The sequence below is a fragment of the Saccharothrix obliqua genome (assembly GCF_019375475.1).
Lineage (GTDB): Bacteria > Actinomycetota > Actinomycetes > Mycobacteriales > Pseudonocardiaceae > Actinosynnema > Actinosynnema obliqua.
Window position 1 is genome coordinate 68560 of sequence record NZ_JAHXGQ010000018.1, and the last position, 18058, is coordinate 86617.

The 18058-nt window shown below is 71.2% G+C and carries 16 protein-coding genes; 11 read left to right on the top strand and 5 right to left on the bottom strand.

All coding sequences use genetic code 11. The annotated features are described in order from the left end of the window. Position 1 precedes the first annotated feature (1 nt). Entirely contained in the window at positions 2-1393 is a 1392-nt protein-coding gene (locus KZQ38_RS34285) for a sensor histidine kinase (RefSeq protein ID WP_219448177.1), read from the top strand. Here the strand turns inward: KZQ38_RS34285 and KZQ38_RS34290 are convergent. After that, positions 1383-2339, bottom strand: coding sequence for a TAXI family TRAP transporter solute-binding subunit (locus KZQ38_RS34290; RefSeq protein WP_308258732.1), 957 nt, complete (start codon positions 2337-2339; stop codon positions 1383-1385). The genes KZQ38_RS34285 and KZQ38_RS34290 overlap by 11 nt on opposite strands. Positions 2340-2396: 57 nt before the next feature. On the opposite strand from KZQ38_RS34290, the gene miaB reads away from it, so the two are divergent. The 3 genes from miaB (at position 2397) to KZQ38_RS34305 (ending at position 5335) form a co-directional block, all read left to right on the top strand. Next, complete coding sequence (miaB, locus tag KZQ38_RS34295) at positions 2397-3866, top strand: tRNA (N6-isopentenyl adenosine(37)-C2)-methylthiotransferase MiaB (RefSeq protein ID WP_219448178.1); 1470 nt, start codon at positions 2397-2399, stop codon at positions 3864-3866. Between the two features lie 14 nt (positions 3867-3880). Further along, positions 3881-4354 carry an Rv2732c family membrane protein gene (locus KZQ38_RS34300; protein ID WP_219448179.1) on the top strand — a complete coding sequence of 158 codons (474 nt, stop codon included), beginning with the start codon at positions 3881-3883 and terminating at the stop codon, positions 4352-4354. A gap of 267 nt (positions 4355-4621) precedes the next feature. Beyond that, a complete protein-coding gene (locus KZQ38_RS34305; RefSeq protein WP_219448180.1) occupies positions 4622-5335 on the top strand; it encodes a creatininase family protein in 714 nt (237 codons plus the stop codon). A 288-nt stretch (positions 5336-5623) separates the two neighbouring features. Here KZQ38_RS34305 and KZQ38_RS34310 read toward each other — a convergent pair whose 3' ends face one another. After that, complete coding sequence (locus KZQ38_RS34310) at positions 5624-6946, bottom strand: DUF349 domain-containing protein (RefSeq protein ID WP_219448181.1); 1323 nt, start codon at positions 6944-6946, stop codon at positions 5624-5626. Between the two features lie 184 nt (positions 6947-7130). On the opposite strand from KZQ38_RS34310, the gene KZQ38_RS34315 reads away from it, so the two are divergent. The 3 genes from KZQ38_RS34315 to dapF are packed head-to-tail and all read left to right on the top strand — an operon-like array spanning position 7131 to position 9528. Then, on the top strand, positions 7131-7811 hold the full coding sequence (locus tag KZQ38_RS34315; protein ID WP_219448182.1) for a class III extradiol dioxygenase subunit B-like domain-containing protein: 681 nt from the start codon (positions 7131-7133) through the stop codon (positions 7809-7811). Positions 7812-7815: 4 nt separating this feature from the next. Further along, positions 7816-8718 carry a tRNA (adenosine(37)-N6)-dimethylallyltransferase MiaA gene (miaA, locus tag KZQ38_RS34320; RefSeq protein ID WP_219448183.1) on the top strand — a complete coding sequence of 301 codons (903 nt, stop codon included), beginning with the start codon at positions 7816-7818 and terminating at the stop codon, positions 8716-8718. A gap of 9 nt (positions 8719-8727) precedes the next feature. Then, entirely contained in the window at positions 8728-9528 is an 801-nt protein-coding gene (dapF, locus tag KZQ38_RS34325) for a diaminopimelate epimerase (RefSeq protein WP_219448184.1), read from the top strand. Here dapF and KZQ38_RS34330 read toward each other — a convergent pair. Then, positions 9525-10382 (bottom strand): SMP-30/gluconolactonase/LRE family protein, encoded by an 858-nt coding sequence (locus tag KZQ38_RS34330; RefSeq protein ID WP_219448185.1) that lies wholly within the window; start codon positions 10380-10382, stop codon positions 9525-9527. The genes dapF and KZQ38_RS34330 overlap by 4 nt on opposite strands. A gap of 44 nt (positions 10383-10426) precedes the next feature. After that, positions 10427-11650, bottom strand: a complete 1224-nt coding sequence (locus KZQ38_RS34335; RefSeq protein WP_219448186.1) for an MFS transporter — start codon at positions 11648-11650, stop codon at positions 10427-10429. Between the two features lie 53 nt (positions 11651-11703). Between KZQ38_RS34335 and KZQ38_RS34340 the strand changes: the two genes are divergently transcribed. From KZQ38_RS34340 to KZQ38_RS34350, 3 genes are read left to right on the top strand one after another with little or no spacing between them, the layout of a single operon-like run. Beyond that, positions 11704-12189 carry a winged helix-turn-helix domain-containing protein gene (locus tag KZQ38_RS34340; RefSeq protein WP_219448187.1) on the top strand — a complete coding sequence of 162 codons (486 nt, stop codon included), beginning with the start codon at positions 11704-11706 and terminating at the stop codon, positions 12187-12189. Between the two features lie 42 nt (positions 12190-12231). Next, positions 12232-13674, top strand: coding sequence for a GTPase HflX (gene hflX / locus KZQ38_RS34345; protein ID WP_219448188.1), 1443 nt, complete (start codon positions 12232-12234; stop codon positions 13672-13674). A 4-nt stretch (positions 13675-13678) separates the two neighbouring features. After that, on the top strand, positions 13679-14680 hold the full coding sequence (locus tag KZQ38_RS34350) for an esterase-like activity of phytase family protein (RefSeq protein WP_219448189.1): 1002 nt from the start codon (positions 13679-13681) through the stop codon (positions 14678-14680). Here KZQ38_RS34350 and lexA read toward each other — a convergent pair. Further along, a complete protein-coding gene (gene lexA / locus KZQ38_RS34355) occupies positions 14677-15378 on the bottom strand; it encodes a transcriptional repressor LexA (protein WP_219448190.1) in 702 nt (233 codons plus the stop codon). The two genes, KZQ38_RS34350 and lexA, sit on opposite strands and share 4 nt — an antisense overlap. Positions 15379-17307: 1929 nt before the next feature. On the opposite strand from lexA, the gene nrdR reads away from it, so the two are divergent. Then, positions 17308-17760: a transcriptional regulator NrdR gene (nrdR, locus tag KZQ38_RS34365; protein ID WP_219448192.1), complete on the top strand. Its 453-nt coding sequence runs from the start codon at positions 17308-17310 to the stop codon at positions 17758-17760. Positions 17761-18058: the final 298 nt, after the last annotated feature.

Sequence of the window (18058 nt, forward strand, 5' to 3'; positions counted from 1 at the left end):
CGTGCGCTCGCGGCTGCTCGGCATCGTGCTCACCCTGGTGGTGCTGGTGCTGGTCGGGATGGGCGTGCCGCTCGGGCGCGGTGTCGCCGCGGGCGAGCAGCAGGAGATGTTCCTCGACCGGCTCACCGACACCGCCCGGTTCGCCTCCGTCGCGCAGCGACCGCTGATCGACGACCAGCCCCGGCTGATGGAGCGCGAGCTGGCCCGCTACCAGGACCTCTACGGCATCAAGGTGGCGTTGCTGGACCGGTCCGGCCGGGTCGTCGCCGCGTCCGGCGAGGGCGTCGACGTCACCTCCGAGGAGGTGTCCGACCTAATCGAGAGCGCGCTCGCGGGCAGGCAGCCGAACCCGCCCGAGCTGTTCATGCCGTGGGACGACACCGAGCTGGTGCTCGCCGAGCCGGTGCTCGCCGACGGCGAGGTGCGTGGCGCGCTGGTCACCTTCTCCCCCACCGACAAGACCCGGCGCGAGGTGCTGCTGTGGTGGGTGGTGCTGCTGTCGGCGAGCCTCATGGTGCTGGTGCTCGCGGTGTTCGCGGCGCTGCCGCTGGTGCGGTGGACGCTGCGGCCCGTGCGGCGGCTCGACGACGCGACCGGGGAACTGCTCGCGGCCGTCGTGTCCGGGCGGCCGGTGGCGGCGGTCGGGTCGTCCTCCGGGCCGCCGGAGCTGCGCCGGCTGTCCCGGTCGTTCGACCAGATGGCCGCCAACGTCGGCGACGTGCTGGCCGCGCAACGCGCGTTCGTCGCCGACGCCTCGCACCAGCTCCGCAACCCGCTGACCGCCCTCAAGCTGCGCCTGTCCAACCTGGAGGGCCACGTCTCCGGCGACGCCGTGGTGCACCAGGTCGCCGCGCTGGCCGAGGCGGACCGGCTCAACCGCATCCTGGACGAGCTGCTGGCCATGGCGCGTGCCGGTTCGCCGTCCGTCGACCCGGTGGAGGTCGACGTGGACCGCGCCGTCGCCGGGCGGCTGTCCGCGTGGCAGCCCGCCGCCGCGGCGCGCACCGTGCACCTGGTGCTCGACGGCGAGCCCGGCGGGCGGGCGCTCGCCCCGCCGCGCGGCGTGGAGGCCGTGCTGGACGCGCTGCTGGACAACGCCCTGAAGTTCGCGCCCGACGACACGCTGGTCCGCGTCGAGGTGCGGCGCGCGGACGGCGTGGTGCGGCTGTCCGTGCGCGACGAGGGGCCGGGGCTCACCCCGGACGAGCTGGAGCGGGCCACCGACCGGTTCTGGCGCTCGCCCGCGCACCAGAACATCCAGGGTTCCGGGTTGGGGCTGGCGATCGTCCGCCAGATCGTGGACCGGGTCGACGGGACGGTGGAGCTGTCGCTGCCGGACGACGGCGGGCTGCGGGTGACCGTCACGTTCCCCGCCGCGCCGGTCAGACCTTGACGTCCCGGTAGTAGTTCTTCGCGCCGGGGTGCAGCGGTAGCGGCGTCGTCTCGATCGCCGACCTGATCTCGATCGACCTGGCCACCGGGCTCGCCGCGACCAGGTTGGGCTGCGCCCGGAACAGGCCGCGCAGCAGCGCCTCCGCCACGTCGTCCCGCATCGACTCGTCGACCAGCAGGAAGTTGCGCACGACGAGCGTCGTGACGGGTTTCGCCATCGGGCCGCCGGGCAGTTCGTAGGCCGACGCGGGCAGCGTCGCCGACCCGTACACGGGGTAGAGGCGGCGCAGGTTGCCCAGCACGTCGCTCAGGTCCAGCATCCGGATCTTCACGGTGGTGGCGAGCGTCGTCACGCCGGCCGTCGGCACGCCACCCGACCAGAAGAACGCGTCGAGGTCGTCGTTGCGCATGGCGTCCGTGGTCGCGTTCAGGTCCAGGTACCGGACCTGGAGGTCGTCGGGCGACATGTCCGCCGAGCGCAGCAGTCGTTCGGCGATGAGCTTCACGCCCGAGTCCGGGGCCCCGAGCGACACCCGCAGGCCCTTCAGCCCCGCGAGGTTCTTCACGTCCAGGTCGGCGCGCACCGCCACCTGGAGGTAGTCGTCGTGCATCCGGGCCAGCGCGTACAGCCGCCGCCCGCCCGAGTTGCCCTGCGCGTCCTCCGCCGCGTCCGCCGCCGAGAAGCCGACCTGCGCGGTGCCGGTGCGCAGCCGTTCCAGGTTGTCCACCGAACCCGCCGTGGCCACCACCCGCGGCCGGGGGATGCCCGGGTCGCGGGTCCAGCCGTCCGCGAGCGCGGAACTCAGCTTGTAGTAGACGCCCGTGTCACTGCCCGCCGCCATGGTCAGCTCGACCCGCGAGAAGTTGTCGCCGCACCCGCTCACGGCCAGCGCGGCGAGGGCCAGCACGGCCCCCGCGGCGCGCAGTCTTCGCAGCGTTCCCGACACCCGCGCATCGTCGCACGTCCAGGCTCTACCCTGGACACGACGGAAGGATTAGGTGCAGTGACCCGCAGTTACCAGATCCGCACGTTCGGCTGCCAGATGAACGTGCACGATTCCGAGCGTCTCGCCGGGATGCTTGAGGACGCGGGCTACACGCCCGCCGAAGGCGACCAGGCCCCCGACGTGGTGGTGTTCAACACCTGCGCCGTGCGGGAGAACGCGGACAACAAGTTGTACGGCACGCTCGGCCACCTCGCGCCGGCGAAGACCGCGAACCCGGACATGCAGATCGCCGTCGGCGGCTGCCTCGCCCAGAAGGACCAGGGCGAGATCGTGAAGCGCGCCCCGTGGGTCGACGTCGTGTTCGGCACCCACAACATCGGGTCGCTGCCCGTGCTGCTGGAGCGCGCCCGGCACAACCGGGAGGCCCAGGTCGAGATCCTGGACTCCCTGGAGACCTTCCCGTCCACGCTGCCCGCCCGTCGCGACTCCGCGTACTCCGGGTGGGTGTCGGTGTCGGTCGGCTGCAACAACACGTGCACGTTCTGCATCGTCCCGTCGCTGCGCGGCAAGGAGAAGGACCGCCGGCCCGGCGAGGTGTTGGCCGAGGTGCAGGCCCTGGTCGACGAGGGCGTGCTGGAGGTGACGCTGCTCGGGCAGAACGTCAACTCCTACGGCGTCGAGTTCGGCGACCGGTTCGCGTTCGGCAAGCTGCTGCGCGCCACCGGCGGCATCGAGGGGCTGGAGCGGGTCCGGTTCACCTCGCCGCACCCGAAGGACTTCACCGACGACGTCATCGCCGCGATGGCCGAGACGCCCAACGTGTGCCACCAGCTCCACATGCCGTTGCAGTCCGGGTCCGACCGGGTGCTCAAGGAGATGCGCCGGTCGTACCGCTCGGCCAAGTACCTGGGCATCCTGGACAACGTCCGGCGCGCCATGCCCGACGCGGCCATCACCACGGACATCATCGTCGGGTTCCCCGGCGAGACCGAGGAGGACTTCCAGGCGACGCTCGACGTCGTCCGCGAGGCGAAGTTCTCCAGCGCGTTCACGTTCCAGTATTCGAAGCGCCCCGGCACGCCTGCCGCCGAGCTGCCCGACCAGCTGCCGAAGGAGGTCGTGCAGGAGCGTTACGACCGCCTGGTGACCCTGGTCAACGAGATCGCGTGGGAGCAGAACAAGCTCCAGGTGGGTCGTCGGGTGGAGGTGCTGGTCGCGCACGGCGAGGGCCGCAAGGACGCCGAGACGCACCGCCTGTCCGGCCGGGCCCGCGACGGCAGGCTCGTGCACTTCACGCCCGGTGACGCCCACATCCGACCGGGTGACGTCATCGAGACCGACATCACCTACGCCGCGCCGCACAACCTCATCGCGGACGGCCCCGTGCGGTCGCACCGGCGCACCAGGGCGGGTGACCGCGCCGAGGCCGGCATCCGCCCGAAGACGGCGGGTGTCACGCTGGGCCTGCCGAAGTTCGGCGCCCCGGAACCCCTGCCGGCCGCGGTGGGCGGGTGCGCCGTCGGATGAGCGGGGAGATGCCGATGAGCGAGGAACGCGACGACCTGGCCGAACTCCGGGCCGAGATCGACGACGTGGGCAGGACCGCCGAACGCCGCTTCGACCCCGGCCGCGGCGCGCTCACCATCGCCATCGCCGTGCTGGCCGTCCTCGTGTCCATGATCCTGCCGTGGCACGGCGACAAGACGGGGTTGGACATCCTGCTCGGCGAAGCGCGTGCCGTGCCGAAGTTCTTCTCGTACGCGGTGCTCGTCGCCGGCGTGCTGCTGCCCGCGCTCACCCTGGCCACGCGCCGGTGGACGTTGGCGTGGATCAGCGCGCTCGCCTCGTTCGCCGCGTCGGTCAGCGGCGTCCTGTCGATCTGGACGACCCAGACCGGCACCGGCCACCAGGCGGGCATCGGCCCCGGCGCCGGCCTCATCATCGCCGTGGTGGCAATCATCGTGCTGTTGGCGAAATGGCTGAAGATCGCCGCTTCCCGAGCCCCAATGCGCTGACCACGCACACCACACCCGCCGCCGCGCAGGCCGTGCGCCAGCACAGCGGCCCACCGTCGCGTTCTCCCCGTATGGCCTGCGCGCAGCGAACCACGCGGTGTTCCGGGGCGCAAGCACGCTTTTCGCTTGCGCCCCGGAACACCGCGTGGTTGTCTTTGACCAGGTCATACGGGGAGAACACGACCCGCTTTTTCACTACTCCTTGGCGGCCTGCCGCGCGGCGAGCGCTCTTTTTTCCGCGATCCAGCGGGCTGTTAGGTTCGCCCGATGGTCCTACCCAGCATCACGTCAGCCGACGCGGGCGAGTTATATGCCACCCTGGCCGTGTTACCTGTAGGTAGCTACGAACAACACGGCGACCACCTGCCGCTGTCCACCGACACCCTCATCGCGTCGTTGATCGCGCGCGAGGTCGCGGGCTTGTACGGGCTCCTGCCACTACCGCCGATCACCATCTCGTGTTCGCACGAGCACGCCGCCTACCCGGGGACGGTGAGCATCTCCGCGTCGACCCTCATCCGCGTCATCGAAGATATCCGGGGTTCGCTTCAGCCGCAGGGCGTCAACCAGCTCGTCATCGTGAACGGGCACGGTGGGAACCACGTGCTTTCCAACATCGTCCAGGAAGCCAACACCGACGCGCGGCGCGTGGCGCTGTTCCCGGACCGGACGACGGTGGAGACGGCGCGGATGGACGCCGGTATGGAATCGTCCCTGCACGACGACATGCACGGCGGCGAGTGGGAAACGTCCATCATGTTGCGTTATTTCCCGGAGATGGTCGACCCTCATTACCGCGACCGCGATCGCGCTGTGTCCGATCGTCGTCACCTGTTGACGGTGCGGGTGGACGGGTACGCCGCGGACGGGATCATCGGCTTTCCTTCTCTGGCTTCGGCGGCCAAAGGGGAAGCTGCGGTGACCAGTCTTGTCGCGTTGTTCGGGGGTGTGTATCACGTGTTGCAGGGTTTTGAGGCTTGAGGTTGAGGCTTGAGGCTTGAGGCTTGAGGCCAAGCATTTTTGGGGATTAAAAACGACGCTCGCCGCTTGGCAGACCGCCAAGGATGACGAAGAGCGGGCTGCGTGTCATCCCCGTATGACCTGGTCAAGACAACCGCGCTTCGTCAGGGAGGGCAAGCGAAAAGCGTGCTTGCCCTCCCTGACGAAGCGCGGTTCGCTGGCGCGCAGGCCATACGGGGATGACACGCAGCGGGCAGGGGTTTGGTGGTGTGAAAAGCCCGGCTCCGGTGCGGAGCCGGGCCTTTTTTGTCAGCGGGTGGCTACGGCCTGTTCTGCTGCCGCCAGCCATTCGCGCCACTGCTTGGCCTGGGCCTCGGCCTGTTCTGCCCGGCGCTTGTCGCCGGCGGAACGGGCCTTCGCGGCCTGGGCCTCGAACTGCTCCACGCGCTCGCGGAACTGGGCTACGCGGGCTTCTGCCTCGGGGTCGGAGCGCCGCCACTGGGCGTCGACCGCACCGCGCACCTTCTCCTCGATGGAGCGCAGCTTGCCTTCCAGTTCGCGCACGCGCTCACGCGGGACCTTGCCGATGGCGTCCCAGCGCTCCTGGATGCGGTAGAGCTGCTGCCGAGCCGCCTCCAGGTCGTGCGACGGGTCGATGTGCTCGGCCTCGGCGAGCAGTTCCTCCTTGAGCTTCGCGTTGGCCGCGAACTCCGCGTCACGCTCCGAGAACGCCTCGGAACGCCGGGCGAAGAACGCGTCCTGCGCGGCGCGGAAGCGCTGCCACAAGGCGTCGTCGGCCTCCTTGGGCGCACGCCCGGCGGCCTTCCACTCGACCATCAGCTCCTTGTACCGACCGGCCGTGGGGCCCCAGTCGTCGGACTCGATGAGCTTCTCCGCCTCGTCGACCAGCTCCTGCTTGCGGGTCTTGGCCACGCCGCGCTGCCGGTCCAGGTCGGCGAAGTGGGAACCCCGCCTGCGGTTGAACGCGTCACGCGCCTTGGAGAACCGCCGCCACAACTGCTCGTCGGTCTTCCGGTCGACCCCGCGGATCGTCTTCCACTCGTCCAGGATGGCCCGCAGCCGGTCGCCCGCCGCCTTCCACTGCGTGGACTCGTTGGCCAGCGTCTCGGCCTCCTCGACCAGCGCCAGCTTCCGCGCACCCGCCTGCGCCCGCGCCTCGTCCTTGGCCGCCTTCGCCGCTTCCAGGCCCTTCTCGGCCTCGGCCAGCACGAACTCGACCCGCGCGGCGAGCGCGGCGAGGTCGCCGACCACGGCCGCGTCCGCGAGGCTGTCCCGCACGTGCTTCGCGCTGTTCAACGCGTGCTTGGGGTCGCCCGCACCGGACGAGAGCCGGGTCACCAGCAGCTCGACCTCGGTGCGGATGTCGTCGAACCGGCGCGCGAAGTGCGCCAGGCCCTCGGCGGGTTCGCCCGCCTGCCACGAACCGACGACCCGCTCCCCCTCGGCCGTCTTGACGTAGACGGTGCCGTCCGCGTCCACGCGCCCCCAGCGGTCAGGGTGGTCCGACGCCACGGGGACCGGCGGAGGCGTGCTTTCCGTCCGCGTCTCCTCGACCACCGCCCCCGTACCACTGTCACCAGTGGCTTCCGGTGTCGTCTCGTGCTCCGTCATCGCCGGCTTCCTCCTCGCCTGCCCACTTCGTGGTGCCCGTGCCGACCACGGGCGCCCCGCCGATGGCGGGGCCCAGCACCCGGGTACCGCGACTCCTCAGACAGTGCCCAGTACCCCGCGCGCATTCAAACAGGTCAAGGCTCACATCGGTACTGGTGGTGGCCGATGAGTAGCGTGGGTTGCCATGATCTCGCGTGTCGCCGTAGTGCCGCACCCTCCCCTCCTCGTGCCGGAACTGGTCGGCGCGGACGCCCCGGAGACCGCGCCGGTGCGGTCCGCGTGCCTCGCCGCCGCGCGGGAGCTGGCCGCCTGCGCCCCGGACTGGACGGCGGTCGCGGTCGACCCGTCGGGGCCCCGCACGCTGGCCGACGTGGGTGGCTCCTTCCGCGGGTTCGGCGTGGACGTGCGGGTTTCGCTCTCCGCCGAGCCGTCCTCTGTGGAGCCGGCGCTCCCGCTGCCGGCCCTCGTCGCGGGGTGGCTGCGGGAGCAGGTCGGCGCACGCAGCGTCCGCCTCCACCTGGTGCCGCCGGACATGTCGCCGGACGACTGTGTTGCATTCGGGTCACAGTTGGGTGGACGAGCGCTCTTGGTGCTCGGTGACGGGTCCCACCGGCACGGCGAACAGGCCGTCGGACGGGCCGACGACCGGGCCGGGTCGTTCGACGAGGACGTGCGCGCGGCGCTCGCGGCGGCGGACCCGGGGGGCCTGCGGGCGCTCGACCCGGCGCTGGCCGACGAGCTGGGCGCGCACGGCCGGGCCGCCTGGCAGGTGCTGGCCGGGGTGCCGGGCGCGTGGCGCACCGCGCACTCGGAGTTCACCGCGCCCTTCGGCGTCGGGTACCACGTGGCGGTCTGGGAGGCTTAGCCGCGTGAACGCGCCTGTCGCCGTCGTCGGCCCCACCGCAACCGGCAAGTCGGACCTCGCCGTGCGGCTCGCCGTCGAGCTGGGCGGCGAGGTGGTCAACGCCGACTCGATGCAGCTCTACCGGGGCATGGACATCGGCACGGCGAAGCTGACCGTTGACGAGCGCCGGGGCGTGCCGCACCACCTGCTGGACGTGCTGGACGTCCGGGAGACCGCGTCGGTGGCCGCCTACCAGCGCGCGGCGCGCGCCGTGGTGGAGTCGCTGCTGGCGGCGGGCCGCGTGCCCGTCCTGGTGGGCGGGTCCGGGTTGTACGTGCAGGCCGTGCTGGACGACCTGGTGTTCCCCGGCACCGACGACGGCATCCGCACCCGGCTGGAGGGCGAGCTGGCCGAGCGGGGCGCGGAGGCGCTGCACGCGCGGCTCGCGCGGGTGGACCCGGCCGCCGCGCTGGCGATCCTGCCCACCAACGGCCGACGCGTGGTGCGTGCCCTGGAAGTCGTGGAACTGACCGGGCGGCCCTTCTCGGCGACCCTGCCCAAACCGGGTCCCGCCCGCTACGGCGCGGTGCTGGTCGGCCTCGACCGCGCGGTGTCCGAACTGGACGAGCGGGTGGACCGGCGGGTCGACCGGATGTTCGCCGAGGGCCTGGTGGACGAGGTGCGGGCGCTGGCGGCGGCGGGTCTGCGGGAGGGGCGGACCGCGTCGCGCGCGCTGGGCTACCAGCAGGTGCTGGCGGCGTTCGACGGCGAGCACGACCTCGCCACCGCGGCGGCCGAGACCGCGCAGGGCACGCGGCGGTTCGTGCGCAGGCAGCGGTCGTGGTTCCGCCGCGACCGGCGGGTCACGTGGTTCGACGCCGCGTCACCCACCCTGGCCGAGGACGTGCTCCGACTGGTCGCGAAGTAGCCTGAACGGGTGGGCGTCGAGTTCTTGAAGGGCCACGGCACGGAGAACGACTTCGTGGTGCTGCCCGACCCGGACGGTGTGCTGGACCTGACCGAGGAGCGGGTGCGCGCGCTGTGCGACCGGCAACGCGGGCTGGGCGCGGACGGCGTGCTGCGGGTCGTGCGGCCCGACTTCGGTCCCTGGTTCATGGACTACCGCAACGCCGACGGCTCCATCGCCGAGATGTGCGGCAACGGTGTGCGCGTGTTCGCCCGTTACCTGGTGGAGGCCGAACTCGCGCCCCTCGGGGAGTTCACCATCGGCACGCGTGCCGGGCAGCGGGACGTCGTCGTCCACGACGACGGCACCGTGACGGTGGGCATGGGCCGCGCTTCGGTCACCGGGACGTCCACGGCCGTCGTGGGCGGCGCGGAGTTCGGCGGGGTCGCCGTGGACGTCGGCAACCCGCACCTGGCGTGCGTGACGGAAACGCCCGTGGCGGCGCTGGACCTGCGTGACCAACCCGGCTACGACCCGGCGGTGTTCCCGAACGGCGTGAACGTGGAGTTCGTCAACGTCCTGGGCGACGGCGCGCTGCGGATGCGCGTGCACGAGCGCGGTGTGGGCGAGACCAGGTCGTGCGGCACGGGCACGGTCGCCACGGTGGCGGCGTGGCTGCACGGCACGGGCCGGCGCACCGGGAAGGCCACTGTGGACGTCCTCGGCGGCCGGGTGACCGTCGTCGTGGAGGAGGACGGCGCGACCCTCACCGGACCGGCGGTGCTGCTCGCGCGCGGTGAACTCGACCAGGCGTGGTGGGACGCCCTCTAGAGGTCGAACACCTCCAGCTTCCCGAGCCTGGCCGCGGCCACCACCTCGGGCTGCGACGTGGGCGCGGTGCAGCAGACCAGCCGACCGCCGACGACCGCGACGGCGAAGCAGGTCTGGCTGGTCGTCACGCGGTGCGTGATCCGGCCGCCCTCGACCACGCGGAACGCGCACGGCTGGAGCGCGGGCGCGACCCACACGCCGCCCTCGTCGTCCACGGCGATGCCGTCCGGCGCGATGAAGTGCTCCCGCAGCTCGGCCCACACCCGTCGGTTGGTCAGCGCGCCGTCGGCCGCCACGTCGAACGCGGTGAGCCCGAAGGCGAGCGTTTCCGCCACCACGAGCGTGCCGTCCGGCAGGAACACCATGCCGTTGGGGAATTTCATGTCCTCGGCGGCGACGGACACGGCGCCGTCGACGTCCACGAACGCCAGGGGCGTGCCGGGCGCGACCCAGCCCGGTTCCCGCATGGCCGACTCACCGCCCGCCGCGATCGCCGCGTGCAGGTCGAACCCGAAGTTGCCGACGTACGCCCGGCCCAGGCGGTCGACCAGCATGTCGTTGGCGTGGAACGTGGCGATGCCGTTGAGGTCCGCGTGCTGGACCAGCACACCGCCTTCGAGCCGTCGCACGGTGCGGTCCCGCATGGACACCACCAGCAACCGGCCGTCGGGCAGCCAGCCCAGCCCGGACGGCTGGTCGGGGACCTCGCACACCACCTCCTCGTCGCCCGTGGCGAGGTCGAGCGCACGCACCTCGTGGTCGTAGAAGTCGGAGTAGTACAGGCGACCGTCGGGGCCGCCGCGCGGCCCTTCGCCGAACCTGATCCCGTCCCTCAGCACCGCCGTGTCAGCCATGCCGGGCACGCTAGTGATCGGCGGGGTCGCCGCACATCACCCCATCAGTGCGCATCGACCGCCGACGCGTCCCGGCGCAGCGGTGACTGGACCACCCACACCACGGACAACACCCGGCCGACGACACCCACCCACAGCGTGGCGAGCACACCGATCTCGGACCCGAGCAGGCCGCCCACGAGCCCGCCGACGGGCAGCGCGCCCCACACGACGAACCGCACCGAGGCGTTCATCCGGCCCAGCAGGTGGTCCGGGCAGATCGCCTGCCGGTAGCTGACCTGCGCGATGTTGTAGACGATCGTCCCGTACGCCGTCACCAGGTCCGCGACCACCACGAACGCCAACCGCCAACCGGGTTCGGCCAGTGGCAGCAGCAGCCCGAGGGGCTGCGTGACCAGCATCGACAGCCAGATCACGCGGGTCTGCCCGAACCGGCGGTTCCACCGGTCGGCGGTCAGCGCGCCGAGCACGCCGCCCACGCCCGCCGCGCTGAGCAGCAACCCGACCACGCCGTCGGACAGGTCCAGGTCGCGCGTCAGGAACAGCACCACCACGGCGAGCGACACGCCGTCGAAGAAGTTCGCCGTGCCGGTCGTGCCGACGATGGCGCGCAGCGACCGGTGGCCGAACACGAACCGCAGCCCCTCCGCGATCTCCGGGACCAGCCCGGACCGGCGGGTCGCGGCGGGCCGGGGCTCGACCGCGCGGATGCGCAGCAGGTACCACGCCGAGGCCAGGTAGCCGATGCCGGTGGCGAGCACGCCGTTGGCCGCGCCGAGCGCCTGCGCCACGCCACCCGCCGCGGCCGGCCCGGACACCTCGGCGACGGACTGGCTGGCGGTGAGCTTGGCGTTGCCCTCCACGAGCCGGTCCCGGCCGACCAGCACGGGCAGGTACGACTGGTAGGCGATGTCGAACATGACCGTCGCCGCGCCCACCAGCAGCGCGACGACCACCAGGTGCGTGAACGTCAGCGCCTCCAGCCACCACGCCACCGGGATGGACAGCATCAGGACGGCACGCACGAGGTCGGCGGCGAGCATCACCGGGCGGCGGCGCAGCCGGTCCACCCACACGCCGGCGGGCAGGCCGATGAGCAGGAACGCCGCCGTGTTCGCGGCCGTGAGCAGGCCCATCTGGAACGGGGACGCGGCCAGCACGCCCGCCGCGAGCAGCGGGAGGACGGTGCGGCCGATGCTCGCGCCGAACTGGCTGATGGTGTCGCCCGCCCAGAGCAGGCGGAAGTCGCGGTGGTTCCAGAGGGACACGCCGGGAGTCTCGCCCAAGTGATTGGAAAGTGTCAATCACTTACCCTGTCCCCATGCACCGACGCCCGGCCACCGAGGCAGAGGCCGCCGCGCTCGCGTCCGCCGTGCGGCTGCGCATCATCCGCCTCACCTACGACCGCGCCCTCACCAACAAGGAGATCGCCGACCGCCTCGGCCGCGATCCCGCCACGACGCTGCACCACGTGCGCAAACTCGTCGCGACCGGTTTCCTCGTCGCCGAGCGGGCGCGGTCGGGCAACCGGGGCGCGCGGGAGATCCCGTACCGGTCCACCGGCCTGTCCTGGCAGCTGGAGGGCGGCGACCCCGAGGCGCGCAACCAGGCCATGCTGGAGGCGTACCTCGCGGAGATCGCCGAGCTGCCGCCCGACCAGGTGGACCAGGCCCGGCTGGTCGTCCGGGTGAACCCCCGGGAACTAAACCGGCGCCTCCGTTCGTTGTTGGAGGAGCTGGCAGCCGGACCGGACGACCCGGAAGGACAACGCGTGGCGCTCTACCTCGCGGTGTACCCCGGTGATTAACCACTCGGCTCCGGTGACCGGACGTGCGACGATGAAGGGCAAATGACGGAAAACACGCACAACGACGAATGGCTCGACCACGACGACGAGCTGTCCACCGGCGATCTCGCGCTCGCCGACCGCAACGCGCTGCGCCGCGTCGCCGGGCTCTCCACCGAACTCCAGGACGTCACCGAGGTCGAGTACCGACAGCTCCGCTTGGAGCGGGTCGTGCTGGTCGGCGTGTGGACCGAGGGCTCCGCGGCCGACTCCGAGGCTTCGCTGGCGGAACTGGCGCTGCTCGCCGAGACGGCGGGCTCCGAGGTCCTGGAGGGCCTCGTGCAGCGGCGGGACCGCCCGGACCCGGCCACCTACATCGGCTCCGGCAAGGTCGCGGAGCTGCGTGACATCGTGATCTCGACCGGCGCGGACACGGTGATCTGCGACGGCGAGCTGTCCCCCGGCCAGCTGCGGCAGCTGGAGGAGAAGCTCAAGGTCAAGGTCGTCGACCGCACCGCGCTGATCCTCGACATCTTCGCCCAGCACGCGTCCTCCAAGGAGGGCAAGGCGCAGGTGGAGCTGGCGCAGTTGCAGTACCTGCTGCCACGCCTGCGTGGTTGGGGCGAGTCGCTGTCCCGGCAGGCCGGTGGCCGCGCCGGCGGCGGCAATGGCGGCGTGGGTCTGCGTGGTCCCGGTGAGACGAAGCTGGAGACGGACCGCAGGCGCATCCGCGCCCGGATCGCGAAGCTGCGGCGGCAGATCGCCGCGATGAGCGTCATCCGGGACACCAAGCGGGGCGCGCGGGTCGCGAACGCCGTGCCCAACGTGGCCATCGCCGGCTACACCAACGCGGGCAAGTCCAGCCTGCTCAACGCGCTGACCGGCGCGGGCGTGCTGGTGGAGGACGCGTTGTTCGCCACCCTCGACCCGACGACCAGGCGCACCCAGACCCCGGAGGGCCTGCCGCTCACGCTGACCGACACGGTCGGCTTCGTCCGGCACCTGCCGCACCAGCTCGTGGAGGCGTTCCGCTCCACGCTGGAGGAGGTCGCCGACGCCGACCTGCTGGTGCACGTGGTCGACGGTTCGGACGCCATGCCGGAGAAGCAGGTCGCGGCGGTGCGCGAGGTGATCGGCGAGATCAGCGAGCGCCGCGACGACCCGATGCCGCCCGAGCTGCTGGTGGTGAACAAGATCGACGCGGTGGGCGAGCTGGGTCTCGCGCGGCTGCGCCACCTGTTCCCCACCGCGGTGCTGGTGTCGGCGCACACCGGTGAGGGCGTGGCCGAGCTGCGGGAGCGCATCGCGTCCCTCACCCCCCGGCCGGAGGTCGTGGTGGAGGCGCTGGTGCCGTACGCGCGTGGCGAGCTGGTGGCCCGCGTGTACCGCGAGGGCGAGGTGCTCAAGGAGCGCCACACCGAGGAGGGCACGGAGCTGAGCGCCCGCGTCCGCCCGGACCTGGCGGGCGCGCTGGAGCAGTTCGCCGTGAACGGAAGCCGCGCCTGACCCGTTGCACGCGGCACTGCTCACCCTGGCGCTGACGGCCGGCTACGCGATCGCGCAGCCGGCCGTCACCGACGTGTGCCGGGTGACCGACCAGCGGTTGGCGGAGCTGTCCGGCCTGGCGTCGGACGGCGAGCAGTGGTACGCGGTCAACGACAGCGACGACGGCCGGGTGGAGATCCACGTCCTGGACCGGACGTGCCGGATCACCGACACCATCACCGCGGACGTCGACCCGTACGACGTGGAGGACTTGGCCCTCGCGCCGGACGGCACGTTCTGGTTGGCGGACACGGGCGACAACACCAAGTCCCGGGAGACGGTGGCGTTGCACGCGGTGTCGCGCGACGGCACCGCCCGCCTGTTCCGCCTCACCTACCCGGACGGCAAGCACGACGCGGAGGCGTTGCTGCTGGACGCGAGCGGTGTACCGCACATCGTGACCAAGGAGCCCCTCGGCTCGCCGCTGGTGTACCGGCCGGCGGCGGAGCTTTCGACGGAGCGGCCGACCCCGTTGGAGCAGGTCGGCAGGGTGCCCATCAAGACCACCGAGACGACCGGCGGTCCGCTGCAAAGCCCCGTCGTGACCCGCCTGGTGACCGGGGGCGCCATGTCGAAGGACGGCAAGGTGGCGGCCCTGCGCACCTACACGGACGCGTACCTGTTCACCGTGCCGGACAACGACCTGGTGAAGGCCCTGGAGAGCACCCCGGTCCGCATCCCGCTGCCCGACGAGCCGCAGGGCGAGGCCATCGCCTTCGAGCCCGACGGCACCCTGCTGTCGGCGTCGGAGTTCGACCGCCAACCGGACTCGGTGATCCGAGCGGTGCCCAACGCGGCACTGGCAGCACCACAGCCGACCACCACCACCCAGCCGCCACCGACCACCGAGGCGCAACCGGAGCCACCACCCGCCGAGAACCGGGCGCTGTGGCCGGTCATCGGCGGCGGCGCGGCGGCCCTGGCCCTGCTGGCACTGACCGCCCGCCGCCTGCGCCGACGGCGTTAGAGGCGGCGCAGGACGGCGACGACCTTGCCCAGGATCGAGGCTTCGTCACCGAGGATGGGCTGGTAGGCGGGGTTGTGCGGCAGCAGCCAGACGTGCCCGTCCCGCCGCTTGAACGTCTTCACGGTCGCTTCGCCGTCGATCATGGCGGCGACCACGTCGCCGTTGTCGGCGGTCGGCTGCTGGCGGACCACGACCCAGTCACCATCGGTGATCGCGGCGTCCACCATCGAGTCACCCACGACCTTGAGCAGGAACACCTCGCCCTCACCCACGAGGTCGCGAGGCAGCGGGAAAACGTCCTCGATGGCCTCTTCGGCGAGGATCGGCCCACCGGCCGCGATGCGACCCAGCATCGGCACGTAGGCGGGCGTCGGCTTGGACGCCGGGTCGAGCCCGGTCACGATCTCGGTCGGCAGCACACCCACCGCCCGCGGCCGGTTGGGGTCCCGGCGCAGGAAGCCCTTGCGCTCCAGCGCGCGCAACTGGTGCGCCACGGAGGACGTCGAGGTGAGCCCGACGGCTTCCCCGATCTCCCGCACGCTGGGCGGGTAGCCGAACCGGTCCAGCCAGTCGCGGATCACGTCGAGCACCTTGCGCTGGCGCAGCGTGAGCCCGGCGTTGCCCGCCACGTCGGCGGGAGCAGGCGCGGAGGGCACATCGCCGCCGGTGCGCAGTTCGTCATCGGTCTTGCGAGCCACGGTGCTTCCCTCCTCACCGGTCCCGATTGCCCAGGCCGGCTGTACGTCGATCTTCGGTTGTCGAAGGTAGTCGTGTTCAACGTCCAGATCAAACACCTGTTCGAAGTAAGTGTCGGCGTGTCCCTCCCCTTTCCCCAACCGAAGTGGTAGACATTCGCACGGACGTTCGATCGAACATAAGTTCGATCATGATCGGATGACCTGCGTAGGGAGGCGTCATGGCCGTGGTGATCGGCACACGGACCGGCTTCGAACTAGTGGAAGGCGCGGCAGCGGAAGACGTGCGCCGCGGCACCCCCCTCAGCACCGTCAACACCGACTCCGCACACAGCACCCCCCGCCCCCTCTACCGCCTGGAGCCGCACCCTTCCACCCTCTCCACCCCTTCCACCCACGCCGTAACCGCCGGCACCGCCAGCACGGCCACCAGCACGGCCGCCACGGCCATCACCACTCCAGGCCCGTCCCAGCACACAGGCCCAAGGGTCCTGCGCCGCTTCGAGGACACCCGCCGCCCAGGCGCCACTCCACGCACCGCTCCACTCACCACTTCGCGCATCACCCCAGGCACCCGCCCGATGGCAGTGCGAACACCCTTGGAAGCGCCATGCGAGTCCCGCGAGGACCGCCACCCAGCGCTCCAGTTCGCCCTCTACGCCGCGGCGACCGTGGCAGCCGCAGTAGCCCTGAGCCTCTTCTACCTATTCGCGTCAGGCGCCACCACGGTCCCCGAACGCACCAGCGTGGTGCACGTCCAGGTAGGTGAGTCGCTAGAAGAGGTAGCCCAGCGCGCCGCCCCGAACAGCGACCCGGATGCCGTAGCGGAACGCATCAGGTCCCTCAACAACCTGACCAACGACACCCCCATCACCCCGGGCCAACCCCTGGTGGTGCCAGACGGCCGCTCCGCCCCCACTCCGTAACTCCCAGCCGCCCCCCAAGGCTGCGTGTCATCCCCGTATGGCCTGCCCGCAGGGAACCGCATGTGTCAAGGGGGATCGAACCGCACTGGTGGGCACGCAAAAATCGATCCCCCTTGACACATGTGGTTGTCTTTGACCAGGTCATACGGGGATGGCACGACGCCGGACGCTTTTCGTGTCATCCTTGGCGGTCTGCCGCGCGGCGAGCGCTCTTTTCATTCTTTCAGCGGTGTCGCCAAGCACCGCAACAGCGACGCGCGCAACAAAAACACCAACGCCCCCATGCGGTCACCAATAACGCGGCCGAACAACGCGGCACAGGACAACTCCGCGACCCGCGGCGGTCGACGCGAATATTGAATCCAGCCATCGGGCGGTCCGGCCTCCGGCCCGCGCGGTTTGGCCTCCGGCCCCCGATGTCCATTATCCCACGAGGCACCGACACTCCTGGCGAATGGACCTTTGCGCCGCTTTGAACGCAACCTCTTCAGGGCGACCACGCGACCGTTGGAGCCAACGCTCACGCACGTGCGGGCCGGGTCCGCGGCGGCTTCACCCCTCGGGGCCAAGCGACCGAGGCGGGAGTCGGGGTCGTGGCCGAGACCGGGGCACGACGTTCGAGAGCCATGACCCCAGCCGAAGCCAGACCCACGCGAAGCCAGGCCGAGCCACCGCACCACCGCACCACCGCAAGACGACGCCCGACACGCGAGCGACCCGCGAGCCATCACCTCCACCCCACCCCGGAGGGCTTACAGTCGCCGCACCCCCTGAGGCCGGCGTCACGGAGACCCGACCACCACCAGGTAGCCACCCCGTCGCAGCGAGTTTCACTCCACCGTGTCTCCCACGACACGCCGGACACCAACTTGCACCATCTGGGCGGCAGGCATAGGTTGACCCCTACATCTAGTGGTTACACCGTTGTAGTTAGTCCACAGGTTGGGGTATTCCCCACCACCCGGGCTAGCGCGACGGGTGCTGCGCCGGGGAGGGGTGACCAGTCGTGCGCTGTCCGTTCTGCCGCAACTCGGACTCCCGCGTGGTGGACTCGCGCGAGGTGGACGAGGGACAGGTCATCCGCCGTCGCAGGTCGTGCTCCAGCTGCGGCCGTCGGTTCACGACGGTCGAGGAGGCGGTCCTCGCGGTGGTGAAGCGCTCCGGCGTGACCGAGCCCTTCAGCCGGGACAAGGTGGTCACCGGCGTGCGCCGTGCGTGCCAGGGGCGGCCGGTCGACGAGGACGCCTTCCACCTCCTGGCCCAGCGGGTGGAGGAGTCGATCCGGTCGACGGGGTGCGCCGAGATACCCAGCCACGAGGTGGGGTTGGCGATCCTGGGCCCGCTGCGGGAGCTGGACGAGGTCGCGTACCTGCGGTTCGCCAGCGTCTACCGCTCGTTCTCCTCGGTGGAGGACTTCGAGAAGGAAATCGCGGACCTGCGCAACGCGCAACGCGCCTGAAACCCCCACCAGTAACACCAGCCACACAAGAACCAGAAACACCTTCGCACTCACGCACGCACACACAGCACAAACACGCACGCAGCACACAGCAGCTGCACATAAGCTCGCCCGCGACCGCCTACGGACGGGAGCCCGGACGTTGGTCGCGTCCACGACGCCTACGATTCACGACAACGCGCGGAAAGAGGAACGGGGAATGACGGAGACCGTTGGTGGCTCCAGCAAGAAGACGGCCACCCGCGACGGTGCGGGGGAGAAGCGCCTCAAGGTGGAACGCGTCTACACCACCAAGGGC

What these genes read in the sequence shown, in the direction of transcription:
- KZQ38_RS34300 (WP_219448179.1), top strand. Translation starts at nt 3,881, where the DNA reads ATGAGCGAGGAACGCGACGACCTGGCCGAACTCCGGGCCGAGATCGAC.
- KZQ38_RS34305 (WP_219448180.1), top strand. Translation starts at nt 4,622, where the DNA reads ATGGTCCTACCCAGCATCACGTCAGCCGACGCGGGCGAGTTATATGCC.
- KZQ38_RS34310 (WP_219448181.1), bottom strand. Translation starts at nt 6,946, where the DNA reads ATGACGGAGCACGAGACGACACCGGAAGCCACTGGTGACAGTGGTACG.
- KZQ38_RS34315 (WP_219448182.1), top strand. Translation starts at nt 7,131, where the DNA reads ATGATCTCGCGTGTCGCCGTAGTGCCGCACCCTCCCCTCCTCGTGCCG.
- KZQ38_RS34330 (WP_219448185.1), bottom strand. Translation starts at nt 10,382, where the DNA reads ATGGCTGACACGGCGGTGCTGAGGGACGGGATCAGGTTCGGCGAAGGG.
- KZQ38_RS34340 (WP_219448187.1), top strand. Translation starts at nt 11,704, where the DNA reads ATGCACCGACGCCCGGCCACCGAGGCAGAGGCCGCCGCGCTCGCGTCC.
- hflX (WP_219448188.1), top strand. Translation starts at nt 12,232, where the DNA reads ATGACGGAAAACACGCACAACGACGAATGGCTCGACCACGACGACGAG.